At 41.3% G+C, this 13,418-nt stretch carries 14 protein-coding genes; 6 read left to right on the plus strand and 8 right to left on the minus strand.

Going from position 1 to position 13,418, the window contains the following annotated elements; all coding sequences use genetic code 11:
• Nucleotides 1-57: 57 nt before the first annotated feature.
• Nucleotides 58-873, plus strand: coding sequence for a DUF4351 domain-containing protein (locus tag RAM70_RS08250; protein ID WP_312673221.1), 816 nt, complete (start codon nt 58-60; stop codon nt 871-873).
• A gap of 6 nt (nt 874-879) precedes the next feature.
• Here RAM70_RS08250 and RAM70_RS08255 read toward each other — a convergent pair whose 3' ends face one another.
• Entirely contained in the window at nt 880-1,686 is an 807-nt protein-coding gene (locus RAM70_RS08255; RefSeq protein ID WP_046661119.1) for an MlaE family lipid ABC transporter permease subunit, read from the minus strand.
• Nucleotides 1,687-2,090: 404 nt separating this feature from the next.
• Between RAM70_RS08255 and RAM70_RS08260 the strand changes: the two genes are divergently transcribed.
• Entirely contained in the window at nt 2,091-2,378 is a 288-nt protein-coding gene (locus RAM70_RS08260; protein WP_287767221.1) for a BrnT family toxin, read from the plus strand.
• A complete protein-coding gene (locus RAM70_RS08265) occupies nt 2,365-2,646 on the plus strand; it encodes a BrnA antitoxin family protein (protein ID WP_149973672.1) in 282 nt (93 codons plus the stop codon). The genes RAM70_RS08260 and RAM70_RS08265 overlap by 14 nt, the downstream gene beginning before the upstream one ends.
• 277 nt (nt 2,647-2,923) lie before the next feature.
• Here the strand turns inward: RAM70_RS08265 and RAM70_RS08270 are convergent, their stop codons facing one another.
• The 6 genes from RAM70_RS08270 to RAM70_RS08295 form a co-directional block, all read right to left on the minus strand.
• The gene (locus RAM70_RS08270; protein WP_012266176.1) at nt 2,924-3,142 is read right to left on the minus strand and encodes a hypothetical protein; all 219 of its coding nucleotides are present in this window, start codon (nt 3,140-3,142) and stop codon (nt 2,924-2,926) included.
• A 230-nt stretch (nt 3,143-3,372) separates the two neighbouring features.
• A complete protein-coding gene (locus RAM70_RS08275; protein WP_312673226.1) occupies nt 3,373-4,581 on the minus strand; it encodes a DUF4407 domain-containing protein in 1,209 nt (402 codons plus the stop codon).
• Between the two features lie 70 nt (nt 4,582-4,651).
• Nucleotides 4,652-7,204 (minus strand): SPFH domain-containing protein, encoded by a 2,553-nt coding sequence (locus tag RAM70_RS08280; protein WP_079208776.1) that lies wholly within the window; start codon nt 7,202-7,204, stop codon nt 4,652-4,654.
• 36 nt (nt 7,205-7,240) lie between these two features.
• Nucleotides 7,241-7,789 carry a GUN4 domain-containing protein gene (locus RAM70_RS08285; protein WP_312675854.1) on the minus strand — a complete coding sequence of 183 codons (549 nt, stop codon included), beginning with the start codon at nt 7,787-7,789 and terminating at the stop codon, nt 7,241-7,243.
• The gene (locus tag RAM70_RS08290; protein ID WP_312673229.1) at nt 7,789-8,268 is read right to left on the minus strand and encodes a hypothetical protein; all 480 of its coding nucleotides are present in this window, start codon (nt 8,266-8,268) and stop codon (nt 7,789-7,791) included. Before RAM70_RS08290 ends, RAM70_RS08285 begins: the two co-directional genes overlap by 1 nt.
• Nucleotides 8,269-8,660: 392 nt before the next feature.
• Entirely contained in the window at nt 8,661-9,638 is a 978-nt protein-coding gene (locus RAM70_RS08295) for a phosphate ABC transporter substrate-binding protein (RefSeq protein ID WP_312673231.1), read from the minus strand.
• A 106-nt stretch (nt 9,639-9,744) separates the two neighbouring features.
• Here RAM70_RS08295 and gpmI point away from each other — a divergent pair, with 106 nt between their 5' ends.
• From gpmI to RAM70_RS08310, 3 genes are all read left to right on the plus strand, one after another.
• Nucleotides 9,745-11,343, plus strand: a complete 1,599-nt coding sequence (gpmI, locus tag RAM70_RS08300; protein WP_045362459.1) for a 2,3-bisphosphoglycerate-independent phosphoglycerate mutase — start codon at nt 9,745-9,747, stop codon at nt 11,341-11,343.
• A gap of 505 nt (nt 11,344-11,848) precedes the next feature.
• Nucleotides 11,849-12,082, plus strand: coding sequence for a preprotein translocase subunit SecG (gene secG, locus RAM70_RS08305; protein WP_002736485.1), 234 nt, complete (start codon nt 11,849-11,851; stop codon nt 12,080-12,082).
• Nucleotides 12,083-12,799 (plus strand): peptidase, encoded by a 717-nt coding sequence (locus tag RAM70_RS08310; RefSeq protein WP_312673236.1) that lies wholly within the window; start codon nt 12,083-12,085, stop codon nt 12,797-12,799.
• A gap of 261 nt (nt 12,800-13,060) precedes the next feature.
• Here RAM70_RS08310 and RAM70_RS08315 read toward each other — a convergent pair whose 3' ends face one another.
• Nucleotides 13,061-13,270 (minus strand): hypothetical protein, encoded by a 210-nt coding sequence (locus RAM70_RS08315; protein ID WP_312673238.1) that lies wholly within the window; start codon nt 13,268-13,270, stop codon nt 13,061-13,063.
• Nucleotides 13,271-13,418 lie beyond the last annotated feature (148 nt).

The raw sequence follows: 13,418 nt of genomic DNA on the forward strand, positions 1-13,418 counted from the left end.
CGAAAAATTTAGCGGGGGCATTCATCCGACATTTTAGGTAAAATATAGTCAAGACCGATGTATGATTCCACTTGTAAATTTATCGCCCTGGAATATTCGAGAGATTTAGCCACTTGGTTATTAGGTAAACCTTTAGATTTAACCGAAATTAAACCCCCAGAGTTGTCATTAGAGCCGATAAGAGCCGATAGTTTAATCTTTTTAGAGTCAGAAGAATTAATCTTACATATTGAGTTCCAAACCGACCCTAAAGAGGATATTCCCTATAGAATGCTCGATTATGCCACAAGACTCTATCGACGCTATCAAGGCAAACCTATCCATCAGGTAGTTATTTATCTAAGGAGGAGTACCTTGCCCCTAGTCAGACAGAATGACTATCAACAGGGAAAAACTTATCATCAATTTGAGGTGATTAGACTATGGGAACAACCCTATCAACCCTTATTACAAGCACCAGGACTATTGCCCTTTGCTATACTAGCTCAAGCTGAGGAGCAAGAGAATTTACTGCGGCAAATCGCCCAAAAAATCGAACAAATCAGCGACAGTCGAGAACAAAGCAATCTGGCTGCCTCCACCGCAATTCTCGCTGGATTAGTATTAAACAAAGACATCATTCAACAATTGTTGAGGAAGGACATTATGAAAGAATCTGTCATCTATCAGGAAATCAAAGGGGAAGGAAGACAAGAAGAAGCCATCAATTTGCTTCTACGTCTATTAAATCGGCGTATAGGTGGCATTTCTGCCGAATTATCCGCCAATATCCAAAGTCTTTCCCTAGAAAATTTAGAAAACTTAGGAGAAGCTTTATTAGATTTTCAGTCAGTAGAGGACTTAGAACAATGGCTAGAAAATGAGCGTTTTTAACTGAAATTACTGTCCAAACAAAACCGAACTATTACCAGATCCTTGGAACAAGATCCAAGTCATCAGCAGATTAGATACAAAAATCGCTAAGAGCATAGTGACTACGGCCGCGGTCGTAGCTTGGCCGACTCCTTTAGCACCGCCATCGGTCGTTAAACCCCAATTACAGCCGATAATCGCGATTAAAGCCCCAAAAACCACCCCTTTAACTGGTCCACTCAGCACGTCTCCCACGCGCAGAAAACCGCGAACCGAGTCGAGAAAAACTGAATTAGCAATCCCGTATAAACTTTGGCCGACCAGCAAACCGCTACCCAAACCGATCAGCAATGCCATAACACTCAAAGCGGGAACCATCAGACAACAGGCAATTAAACGGGGCAGCACCAGATATTCCACGGGATCGGTTTTGAGCATATAGAGTGCGTCGATCTGCTCTGTCACCTTCATGGTACCGATTTCCGCCGCAAAAGCCGATCCTACCCGACCGGCTACCACGATCGCCATCATAATCGGACAGAGTTCCCGACCGAGAGCAAGGGCCAAAATTCCCCCCACCATACTGCCGGCGCCCAAGGCTTGGAACTCCCGGGCCACTTGGATAGTAAAGATCATGCCGATCACCGCAGCCGTGATCATGGCGATAATCAGCGAGGCGGGCCCGGCTGCCACCATTTGTTCTTGGGTGACGCGCCAATCGGGTTTGCGTGTGAATAGGAAGTAAAAAACCCTGCCGGTTAATAGTACCGCTAACCAACAGCGCCGAAACCAGGAGCTTAATTCCTTGCTAAAAATTGCCAATAAATCCTTCATGGCCCTCAAAATCGATCAGACTAGAGAAAAGTCTATCCTGTTTTGTCTTCTAACTCCCATTCCCATGCTATGGATAGTGCAGAATTTTTGTACTAGACCTCTGGCAGAAATCAAAAATCTTCCGTTAGGTGAGGAGTAAGGAGCCAGTAGTCTCGGAGTCAGGAAAATTAAGAATGAGCATTAATCAATTAAATGCTCTATTTAGTGATTTTATGCGATTTTATGCCTATTTTTCTCATTTTTGCACTCTCAAAAATTAATTATGGAAGAACTCTAGTATAGACCTCGTTTCCACACAGAAACCAGAAGAGCTGAATAGATCAATGAATTACTTTTCATTCCCAGAAAAAGTGATTGTTCAGATGCTTTGATCTTGTACGCACAAAAATGTATATATTGATGATATGGTCTTCGACTGGGACAACAATAAAAACCAAAGCAATCTCATCAAACACGGTATCAGTTTCGAGGAAGCGATCGCTATATTCGCTGATCCTTCTATCCTGACCTTTGAGGATACCCGATGCAACTATGGGGAAACGAGATTTGTTTCAATAGGGCAAATAACGCTTGCCACCCAAGAAAAGAAAGCGATCATCGTAGTTATTCACACTCAAAGAAGTCAAAGCATTCTTCTCATATCAGCCAGAAAAGCCAATGAACGGGAGAGAAAACGCTATGAGCAACCCTGAATTTTCCCTTGATATGCCTCTTAAAGAGCGACAGGAGAAATTTATGCAAATGTCCGATGAGGATATTGATTATTCAGATATTCCTCCCCTAGATGATGAATTTTTCAAGAATGCTAAACTGGTCAAACCAAATCCACAAACAGAGCAAATTAGTATCAGGTTGGATTCAGAAATCCTTGAGTGGTTTAGGAATCATGCTCAAGAAAAGAGCTATCACGACCTAATTAATGATGTATTACGAACCTACGTCAAACATCAATCGCAATAGCCGATTATCTGCCGAGTAAAGAACCTCAAGAAGCGGTTATAAATGGCAATGATTACAAGCTCAATTGCAGCGTTTGCCTAAATTAACTTGTAATATGGTAATTTTTTGTTTATTTAATCTAGAATTTAGTCGTTGATCGAAAGGAATGATTTCTTTCATCATCAACTGGTTTCTTCTTTCTTGATTGTTTGTGGTAGTCCTAGCGCCTGAACTTGACAATAATCCTCATTATAGGCGATCGCCTAATCACTCACCACAAAACGCAATCGCCTTCTAACTAATGAGAAGATAAGGGATAAGTCGGTTGATTAGGGTTTTTATTAAGGGTTTGACAATCTGCTAAGTATTGTTCAATAACAGTTTTAAAAGCTTGTTCTAGTTCATCAACGGAAAGACCATCAAAAACGATAATATCTTCTATGTTGATGACACGACCAAAAAATAAGCGATCGCTTTCATCGTATTCAATCACAGCTTCATAGCCTTTGTATTGCATCATCGTTTTTTTGCTGTTTTGTGTTCGTTGGCTAACTATAGCTTGACTGCTAACCCACTATCTTGATAGTACGAGTGTTAAAATCAATCGCAGGAGCTAAAACTGTGATCGCTGATTAATTGGTAGTTATTAAAAAAATGCAATCACTATTTCAAAATCATACGATATAGCAATTCTAGAGATTATTATTGATCTTTAAAAATCTCATTATCTTTATCTTAAGATAAAGTTTAATCTACTAAATCTTCATAATTAGTTACTCGTTCTCTACATAACTTAATAAAGTTAGCAGTTTCTTCATCATGTTGCTGATAAATATTTTTTGCTTTATTCATTTGTATATCTTCGATTTTTTCTTTATTTCTTTCTCTAAGTCGGATATATTCAATCATTAAAGCTTCAATATTTAGCTGAAAATTTTTTAGTTCTTTCATTTTTGAGAGTTCTTTTTCTGCCATTTTGCCAAGATTTTCTTGATTCATTCTATCGATAGTTTCTTTCTCAAGCAGTTTTTCATAAAGACCTTCTTTCGACAAGATTTTTACCAAAACTGGAGCAATTTCAATAATAATTAATAACAGAGTAATTAATTTATTTGTAATAGCAATAGCAGGATCATCTTTCGATAATGCTTCTAGGGCTGAGATACGATCCAAAAGACTTCCTTCTTGCCATTCCTTTTTTTGTGGTGTCTTGACACTCAAAATTGATTTTTGTTTAATTAAATTATTTTTTTCCTTGAGTAAATCTTGGATTCTACTATCCAAAAAAGTAACACTTTTTTCTATTGTTTCTACATTTTTTTGTCTTTCTTTTGCAATAGTACCGACACCGGGTTTACCTGTCACACCTTTACCTTTTATTTCTTCTATCGCATCTATACGAGCTTTTTGTAAAGCGTCTGAAGCTTGATTTTTTTCTCTTGTGAGATTGTCAATCTCTTCATTGATTTTATTGATCCTTTTGACATCTGGAGTATCTTGATCTTTTCTGCTTTCTTCTCTTTCTCTTTCTCTTCTTTGTTGGCTAATTTTTTGATTTATTTCACTCTCAAACAATCTTAACTCTAGAGGTTTAGCAACGATAAAACCTAAAAGAATTGCTATGCTTAAGCGAGTGGCGGCTCCTACCCAAAATTGTAGTTTTGATGAAGACTTATTTTGACTAGCTGTAAGGATAAAAAAGCGATCTAAGTTAAAAATTATGCTACCCCAAATAAAACCCAAAGAAATTGAAATTGTTAAAGAGCCAAAAACCGTAAAAAGTGCATAGCCTCCTGAACAAAAAGCCATTATTGCCGTGAGAATAACGGTGGTGCCGATAGACTCATATTTATACCTTTCTGTGCGGCAGCTTTCTTGAGACAAAATTTCTTGATCTGCACCAGCAGACCAGATTAAAAGTTTTTGTACAGAATTGAGTCGTGTTTTAGTTAGCACTTGATTACCTTAGTTAATGGTTATACTTCTTAATTCAGAGCAAAAATAAAGGAATTAACGCTCTCTGAATTTAATCATTTTCAGAAGGGGGGAGAATCTCATATTCTCGTGACATATTAATTTGCTCATTTTGTCTTTTTGATTTCAGGGAGTCTCTTAAGATTTCTAGGAACGCCATCTGCATAGCACTGGCTTCAACAATCCCTCCACCACCAGAAGTATTACCACCACCGCTACTAGCACCAATAAACACTTCTGGAAGTTTAATTTGGCTGTTGGCGTATGCCTCAGCCCATTTCCCTTCTGATTCTAACTGAGCATAAATCGCAGGACTAAGAACCTGAACTCTTTGACGAAACTCTTCCATACGAATACCAGACTCAATTTTCTCGTCTTCGGTTTTCATGTCAGATTCTGCCCGCATCCGCTTTAACTCAAGCTCATCTTTTTCTTGTTGAATTTGTGCATCTGCTTTTGATTCCTCAAGTTTAGCTTTAGCATTAAGAGTTGCTACCTCTAAATTACTTTGAGCCTCAACTATTTTGATTTGAGCTTTGTTTTCCTCTTGCTGTTTGATGAGAGACTGACGGGCTTGTTCAGTTAACTCTTGTCGTTTATAGTTTTCGGCTTGTTGTTTCAGAATTTGACGCTCTCTTAATAGCTCCTCCAATTCATCAGGCAAATCAATGTCTGTAATCAAAGTCTGGATTGACTGTACGCCATAATCATTAAGTGCCTTTTTAATAAAATCTGCTGCATGCTTTTGAATAGCGCTTCGCTTACTAAAAAAATCAAGAGCCTCAAAATACTGAGCGGCATTCTGAAAATAAGAATTCACTAAAGGGGCTAAAACTCTACCGACTAAATTTCTGATAGCAGGAGATTTAACAGATTTCTTATCAGTAATATTATCAAGAGCATTAGAATACTCTAGGCTCAAAGGATCAATTGCTTGAGTACCGACTTTGAGAATCATTTGTGGAGCATCTTTTGCTGCTATGCAGATAGTCTGAGTTAATTGCAACTGAAAAACAAAACCATCTTTTGATCGAAGTTGTAATGGCTCAAGGATTTTATCATAATTATCCGCATCTTTTCCTTCCGCTTTAGACCACTCTAGGATAATCTCGTTTGTCGGAACAACATGAACACTTTGAATTCTTCTGTTTATCGGATACTTACTTGGTAGAAGGGGCTTGCGCTGTACGCCTTTTTCTCCTTCTTTTGAAAGCCGATCATCATTTTCTGACTCGTTATCTTTGCCGACATAAGAAATAATCACCCCGACTTGCTCGGCAAGAATTTCAATCAATGGTACTTGCTCAACACAAACAAACCAGGGATTGAGAATCCAGGAACCTTCCTGTAAAAATTCTTCCTGTAAGCCTTTATAGCCCCCAGCTTCGATAAATTTTTGAGGTTTCTGAAAATTATCATGACCTTTAATTGTATCCCCAGCAATTACACCTTCAGGAAGAGTTTTTCCTTCAAGTGTAGTAACAATACCGATTTTGTCTTTGGCCACAGTATAAACCTTTAATTCTTCAGGGTTTACATTGTACTGAGTGGCATTAGCAGAAGTAATAACAGTAAACAAGTCAGTGTTGATCTGATAAGTCCTCGCAGGTAGAACTGCCAACTGTTTGCCACTTTCACCACCATTTTTAATAAAAGCTTCAGCATCTTCAAAATTTTGGCATTCAACAACTTTACCTAAATTCCTATCTTCGGGGCGGGTTGCTCCATCATTAGCCACAACTAAGCCAATTTCTCCTTGGGGAACTTTAGTGACTGAATCAATTTTAATTTCAAACAAATCAGTATTAATTTGATAGGTGCTAGGTGTTAAAAAGGCTAATTGTTTACCACTTTCTCCGCCACTATTGATAAAAGCTTGAGCATCTTGAAAATTATTGCATTCAACAACCTTACCAAAAGTTCGATTTGGAGGCAACGGCTTGCCAAAGGTAGCCCGAACCAATCCTACTTGATCCTCCGCAATGCGAATACATTTTACATTTTTTACTTTAAAGATATTGGTATTAATCTGATAGGTATTGGCGGTTAAAATTGCCATTTGTTTACCGCTTTGACCACCATTGTCCCAAAAAGCTTGGGCATTTTGAAAATTATTGCATTCTACAAACTTGGCAAAGGCTTGACCTGGCGGTAGAGGTTTACCATCCCTCGCTTCCACGAGTCCTACTTCGTCTTCACGGATACGAATAACGTTAACAATCTCAACAGAGAATAGCTCAGTATTAATATAATAAGTACCATTAGTCAAAATGGCTCGTTGTTTTCCTTTTTGTCCACCATTATGGATAAATACCCTAGCATCTTGAAAATCCTTACACTCGACGACTTTTCCAAAGTTTTCTCCTGGAGGTAAGCTTGCCCCGTCTTTTGCATCCACTAATCCCACCTCATCAGAAGCAATTACAATTGCCTTAGCAATGCGAATTTCCACATTAGGCAAACTCAAATGCCGTCCAGGGGTAAGCACCTCCGCTTGTAAACCACTTTCTCCATTGAGAGCAACTCGACGACCCGCAGGCAAGGGACGACCAAATCGTTTATAAACAATGCCTACTTCATCTTCTTTGATATTAATAAAAACCATTGATTTTGTCTCCTTTTGCTATTTTAGAAGGTAAATTTATAAGCGAGGTAAAAAATCTTTGAAAGCATCCAGCCATGTTCCTAACTGATCAGTATCGGAAGGAAATCTAAATGTAGGTAAATGACCGTCAGGGGCATTTAAAGAAAAGTCAAAATCATCATAGTTCATTCGCAACTGATCATTTACTTGCCAACCTACTTGTTTAGCAAATTTATAAAATACTAAAGCATCAAACACACCAATTTCACCTTGAACATTCACCCAGATATTCTTTTGTACACTATAACCAAATTTACCTTTGCTGGCATCTAACCAGAGAAGATCTATTTTTCTGATGTCTTCAGAGGGAATTTCGTCAATACTTAGTAGCCAACCTTGTTCAGTTCTCTCGGCAATACGAAGCAGAATCTGCATTGTTTCCCAATCTGCTTCTTTCCATTTTTTCTCAGCTAATAAAATTGAAAGCTGTTCGTAACTTTCTTGTGGTTTATTTCTGTTTCCATGAGTACCAGAAGTTTGTGGATTAGGTTCATTAAAAGAGCGAGGAGTTTCTTTTTGTTGGGCTGATGAGACATCCTGCCCTATTACTTTTTTAGGCGTTGCACCGCCTTCATCAAAGTAGGAAAATGGCGATTTAAGAAATTTTCCGTGTCCAACTCAGCCTCGTAGGAAATTCCCACAAAAGGAGGAATCGAAGAAACAACCGCTTTAAGTTTAGCGGCGGCTGTTGGACCGGGTTCTTCGACTTTAGCGAGGATTTTTTGCAAATATTCTATAACTTCTGCATTTTCTCCCCGAAGTTGTCCGACTCCTTCCACAAATTCGGCGATAACAACTTCTGCGTCTGCTTCTGAGATTTTAACTAAATTAGACTGACCAGCGATAATTTGCCAATATTCCTGTTCATAATCTCGAATGGGTTTAAGAATTTCAAGCCGAAGTTGCTGTTTTAGGATTGTTTTATCACCTCTTGCAGCCACAATAATAGCCTCTTCTTTCTCCCTTCTTTGTTCGTAAAGCAGTTTAAGATGGGACTCAATCTCATTCAGACGATTTTTGTTCATAGCTTAATTCTTCACCTTCAATTAGTCTGGTAATAGTGACATACTCGTCGCTAAAAGCGAGGGCTTCCTCTTTCATCGGCCAATGCCTCCGCCAAGTGGTTCCTTAGCTTTGGTCTTACTCAGCCTCCGCAGGTTTTGCTCTTCCCTAAAGAAGGCACTAACTGGCGTAATAGTTTCCTATCACCGAGGCAGACTCTCTGTGTCCCAAAGAGTATAAGTAGGGTTTTTTTGTCTCCCAGTCATAATCTCACAATAACAATTAGCGGGCCTTGGGGCAATTCTAGCTAATTAGAATTGGAGGTGTCTAGTCTTTATACAGTCGAAAAATGTAGCGGGGGCATTCATCCGACATTTTAGGTAAAATTTCCCAGATTTTCAGATATTCTCGCTGACTACTTTTGTAGGTCTTCATTAGCCCGAAAAATCGCTTCTTGACCACCACTAGAGGCCACAAAACCCATAAAAGCTTTGACCGCTTCACTAGCAGGTTCTTTGTAAACGTAGTAAAGGGTACGCTGCCAGGGATAATTAGGTTCACTGGCTGAAATTCCGTCCACAGCGAGCGCCCTGACGGTTTTTTGGTTGGCGATTTGGCTATAGGTTGCGTAACTAATGCCATTCAGTCCCAAAACTCGCAAAATTGGGGTAGTGGCATCCCTCTCCATCATTTTAAAATTAGTTCCCCTACCAAATTCTCCCCCTTGCAGCACTTCCTGACGAAAACTTTGATAAGTGCCACTAATAGGAGGACGATTAATCACTTGAATAGTAGCAGCAGAACCGCCCACCTCCGACCAAGAGGTGATTTTTCCGGTAAAAATATCTTTAACTTGGGCAGTGGTTAAACCCCCCGCAAAAGGATTTTTTACCCCCACCACAATAGCGATCGCATCTCGGATGATCGGACTAGAAGCCAATCCCTGAGAGCGTTCCGACTCGGTTAAAGGTCGTGACACCGCCGCAATATCGATCGCCCCCCGGGCCACTTCCTCTAATCCATTATCAGAGCCTTGAGCATTTGTCAAGACCTCTACCCCCTGAAATTTGGCAGTTAAAGCGGCTTTTAAGGCTTGATTAATCTGTACCATACTGGTAGAGCCGTTAATGCGAATTGTCGTGCCACTGGGGATAGAAGTCGGTGGGGCAAAACTGACCACTCCCTGGGGTGAGGGGGGAGGGGGTAAGGGAGAGGAGGCACTTTCCGATACCGGCGGTTTTTGCGGACTTTTACTGCTGCCACAGAGAAAGAATTCTTTACCCGCGGCACATTGACTTTGCAGCCAGAAGTAACCCCCACCTAAAATGCCCGCAGTGGCTAAAAGAGCGATTATTAAAGCAGTTGTTTCGTTTTTTTGAGACATACCCATCATTTGCTGACATTAGGGGGTCGATCGCCCCGACACCGGTGATCAATGGAAGTTTCGATGATATTATCTTAGTGCATGGAAATCCACTCTTGATTTAGGACTGTATATCATGACCCACGCACCTATATCCCCAGTCGTGCTGGTTATCCTTGATGGTTGGGGTTATCGCCCGCAAAGGTCGGATAATGCGATCGCAATGGCGAAAACCCCGATTATGGATAGTCTCTGGGAAGTGTATCCCCACACCTTAATCCGCACCTCCGCTAAGGATGTGGGACTACCAGAAGGACAGATGGGCAACTCGGAAGTTGGCCACCTGAATATCGGAGCGGGGCGGGTTGTACCACAAGAATTAGTACGAATTTCCGATGCGATCGAAGATGGTTCGATTCAACAAAATCAGGCTTTATTAAAACTCTGCGGGGAGATTCGCCCCAAAAAAAGCAAATTACACCTAATTGGTTTATGTTCTGAGGGGGGAGTCCATTCCCATCTCGATCACTTACTGGGATTATTAGACTTAGCGAAAGTGCAAGGGATTAGCGATGTCTGCATTCATGTCATCACCGATGGTCGCGATACTAATGTCACCGACGGAATGCCAGCTATTAAACGGATTCAAGAACATATTAATAAAATCAGTCTCGGTCGCCTGGTGACTCTCAGTGGCCGTTATTATGCCATGGATCGGGATCGCCGTTGGGATCGGGTGGAAAAAGCCTATAACGTGATGACCAGTGATCAAGGTATCGACGGGCGATCGATTACTGAAGTATTACAGGCATTTTATGATCAAAATATTACCGATGAATTTATTCCCCCCACCAGAATTGCCCCGGGGGCGATCGAAGCGGGCGATGGGGTGATATTCTATAATTTCCGTCCCGATCGAGCTAGACAGTTATGTTATGCCCTGACTATGCCCGATTTTGAAGATTTCGATCGAGATTTAATTTCTCCGCTCAGTTTTGTCACTTTCACCCAATACGATCCGAAATTACCGGTAGATGTGGCCTTTGCTCCCCAGAATTTAAATAATATTTTAGGACAGGTGATCGCTCAACAGGGATTAAAACAGTTTCGTTGTGCGGAAACCGAAAAATATCCCCACGTCACCTACTTTTTTAATGGGGGGTTAGAAAAACCCTTTGAGGGAGAAGTGCGCGAATTAATTCCTAGTCCAAAAGTCGCCACCTATGACCAAGCGCCGGCCATGTCGGCAGCCGCGGTGACAGCAGCGGTCTCTGCGGCGATCGAACAGGGGATCTATAGTCTCGTGGTGGTCAATTACGCTAACCCCGATATGGTGGGTCATACGGGCATTTTAGACGCGGCCATGAAAGCAGTGGAAACGGTGGATCTATGCTTGGCTAAGTTGTTAAGTAGCATCAATAAATTGGGGGGAACAGTGTTAATCACTGCCGACCACGGTAACGCGGAAACGATGGTGGATGAGTCGGGTAATGCTTGGACAGCCCATACGACTAATCCCGTTCCTTTAATTTTAATTGAAGGGGAACAGAGAAAAATACCAGGCCATGGTGGCGATGTGCAGCTGCGGGATGATGGTCGTTTAGCCGATATTGCCCCCACTATCCTGGAAATTCTCTCTATTCCCGTCCCAGTAGAAATGACTGGGCGATCGCTGATTAAACCGGCCGAAGTGGAAATTAAAGCCAGTCGCACTCCCGTCCGCATCTCGCTTTAACAGTGATCAGTAATCAGTAATCAGTCATCAGTGGAAATAATTAAAAAATTGGCTAATTAGGGTTTGCGGCAAAAAGTACGGGCGAAGCATTCGGATAGAAAATCTCCGGTTTCACCGATAGGTTATTGCCCGAATGCTTCGCCCCTACAGGACGCGGGCCGATGAAAACGCAAGGTTTGGAAGCACGATTCTCTCAAAATCTTGCACCTGTTTCGCGAAACAAGACCCTAAAACCCTTACCTCGTCTATATTTCACCATTATTCAGCAAGCCCTAATTAGCAGAAAAATGACCAATAAAAACCGCTCTCTAACAGTCATGGTGATCAGCAAATCTTATCGAAGAAAGGGCGTAGGGCATCTTTGAATGTAAGATAATGAACATTTTTCAGCCAATTTCCGAGAGAGCCATAAAAATTTAAAACTTACATCTGATAACTGATAACTGATAACTGATAACTGATCATAACTGCTATACTTTGTAATGGAAAATAGAGAGTAATAATCATGACAGTGGTGCTGGTAGTACAGATTATTTGGGCGCTGGCGGCGGCCTTTCTGGCGATTTTGGTGTTATTACACAGTCCCAAAGGGGATGGTATTGGCGGTATTGGCGGTCAATCACAGATTTTTACCAGCGCAAAAACGGCGGAAAAAACCTTAAATCAGGTGACTTGGGCCTTGGGGACGGTATTTATCACCCTAACTATTGTACTGAGCGCCGGCTGGTTAAATCGCTAAATGCTAAGAGGTCGGTTCTCTTTTCTAGGACTCGCAGCCTTGGCGAGTCTTTTGCTGTTTTCCTATTCTTTGATCGCCGACAGTCGATCGCTACCAGAGTTAAAAACCCATCCTTTACCCGCTAATTTAGCCCAATGGCAAGAGCAAAACCAGTCCGGGGATTATTTTGATGCTGTGGAAATCAGCCCCGTGGGGGCGTTGATTTGGTCGCAATTTCCCGTGAAGATTTACGTTCATAGCGATCGCAGTTCTTGGCTGAGTTTAGTACAACAGGCGATCGCTGAATGGGGGCAGTATTTGCCGATCGAGTTGGTAAATCGGGCAGAATTGGCCGATATCCTCATTAAACGAGAGTTACCGCCGTCGGGAGTTCGTTTTAATGCCGAAACCGGCAAGTTAGAACTGCCTCGGGTGCGTTCTGCCGTAACACAATACGAGATTTTTGTCAAGGAAAATCGCTTAACTCATCGGATGAGTATCCAGATTAGTCCTAATTTAGCCGATCGGTCGGCCTTAGCGGCAGCGCGGCACGAATTAGGTCACGCTTTGGGAATTTGGGGTCATAGTCCCCTGGAGACGGATGTGATGTATTTCGCTCAAACTAGAGATATTGCCCCGATTTCTAGCCGGGATATTAACACTTTAAAAAAGGTTTATCAGCAGCCAACTAAGTTAGGTTGGCAGATGGATCAGCTAGGGTATCTAATACCTGAATAGGTAAATATTGCTCTTCAGTCGGTTCTGCTATTAAGAAGTATAAGTTATGGATATACTTAGTATAACTGACTAAGATCCAGAAGATTAACCATCGCTTAAACCTCTATTTCCTCTAGCCATGTTTTAATCGCACTGATTAACTTGGGTTGCTGGGGAGGGGTGTTGCTGACTCAAGCTATGAATGCCAACTGTGCATCCTATCCAAAAGTTAGTTTGGCTCTAGGTTTTAAAAACCCCACACAAGAAGATTCCTATTGCAAATCAGCAACCCCAATCTTTGCCACCCTCGACAACTAAGCCAATACTAGAAACATATTGTACGGGTTTGCCTAACATTAAGGTATCTATTTCTCCCCAATCGTAAGGTTCATAATCTTCTAAACGAGATAGTTCGCTATCTAACCAATCATCTCTAGGGGCTGTTTTTTCCGAGGGATTGGGCTGTTTCAGGGAGTCTAAGGGTTTAGTCATGGGGAAAAAATGTCCTATACACAAACATTTTACCCACTATTGACTAACTTTTTAGTTCATCTACACCTCTATTTCCTCTAGCCATGTCTGAATCACGCTGATTAAGTTGGATTGTTGGGGAGGGAAGGTGAAAAAGTTGGTAGGGAAA

Origin of the sequence: Microcystis wesenbergii NRERC-220 (assembly GCF_032027425.1) — a bacterium.
Lineage (GTDB): Bacteria > Cyanobacteriota > Cyanobacteriia > Cyanobacteriales > Microcystaceae > Microcystis > Microcystis wesenbergii_A.

Bases quoted from the DNA above. Each gene is read 5' to 3' on its own strand.
- RAM70_RS08290 (WP_312673229.1), bottom strand. From the start codon at position 8,268: ATGAACAAAAATCGTCTGAATGAGATTGAGTCCCATCTTAAACTGCTT.
- RAM70_RS08250 (WP_312673221.1), top strand. From the start codon at position 58: ATGTATGATTCCACTTGTAAATTTATCGCCCTGGAATATTCGAGAGAT.
- RAM70_RS08280 (WP_079208776.1), bottom strand. From the start codon at position 7,204: ATGGTTTTTATTAATATCAAAGAAGATGAAGTAGGCATTGTTTATAAA.
- RAM70_RS08315 (WP_312673238.1), bottom strand. From the start codon at position 13,270: ATGACTAAACCCTTAGACTCCCTGAAACAGCCCAATCCCTCGGAAAAA.
- RAM70_RS08270 (WP_012266176.1), bottom strand. From the start codon at position 3,142: ATGCAATACAAAGGCTATGAAGCTGTGATTGAATACGATGAAAGCGAT.
- RAM70_RS08255 (WP_046661119.1), bottom strand. From the start codon at position 1,686: ATGAAGGATTTATTGGCAATTTTTAGCAAGGAATTAAGCTCCTGGTTT.
- RAM70_RS08265 (WP_149973672.1), top strand. From the start codon at position 2,365: ATGAGCAACCCTGAATTTTCCCTTGATATGCCTCTTAAAGAGCGACAG.
- RAM70_RS08310 (WP_312673236.1), top strand. From the start codon at position 12,083: ATGCTAAGAGGTCGGTTCTCTTTTCTAGGACTCGCAGCCTTGGCGAGT.
- secG (WP_002736485.1), top strand. From the start codon at position 11,849: ATGACAGTGGTGCTGGTAGTACAGATTATTTGGGCGCTGGCGGCGGCC.
- RAM70_RS08295 (WP_312673231.1), bottom strand. From the start codon at position 9,638: ATGATGGGTATGTCTCAAAAAAACGAAACAACTGCTTTAATAATCGCT.
- gpmI (WP_045362459.1), top strand. From the start codon at position 9,745: ATGACCCACGCACCTATATCCCCAGTCGTGCTGGTTATCCTTGATGGT.
- RAM70_RS08260 (WP_287767221.1), top strand. From the start codon at position 2,091: ATGGTCTTCGACTGGGACAACAATAAAAACCAAAGCAATCTCATCAAA.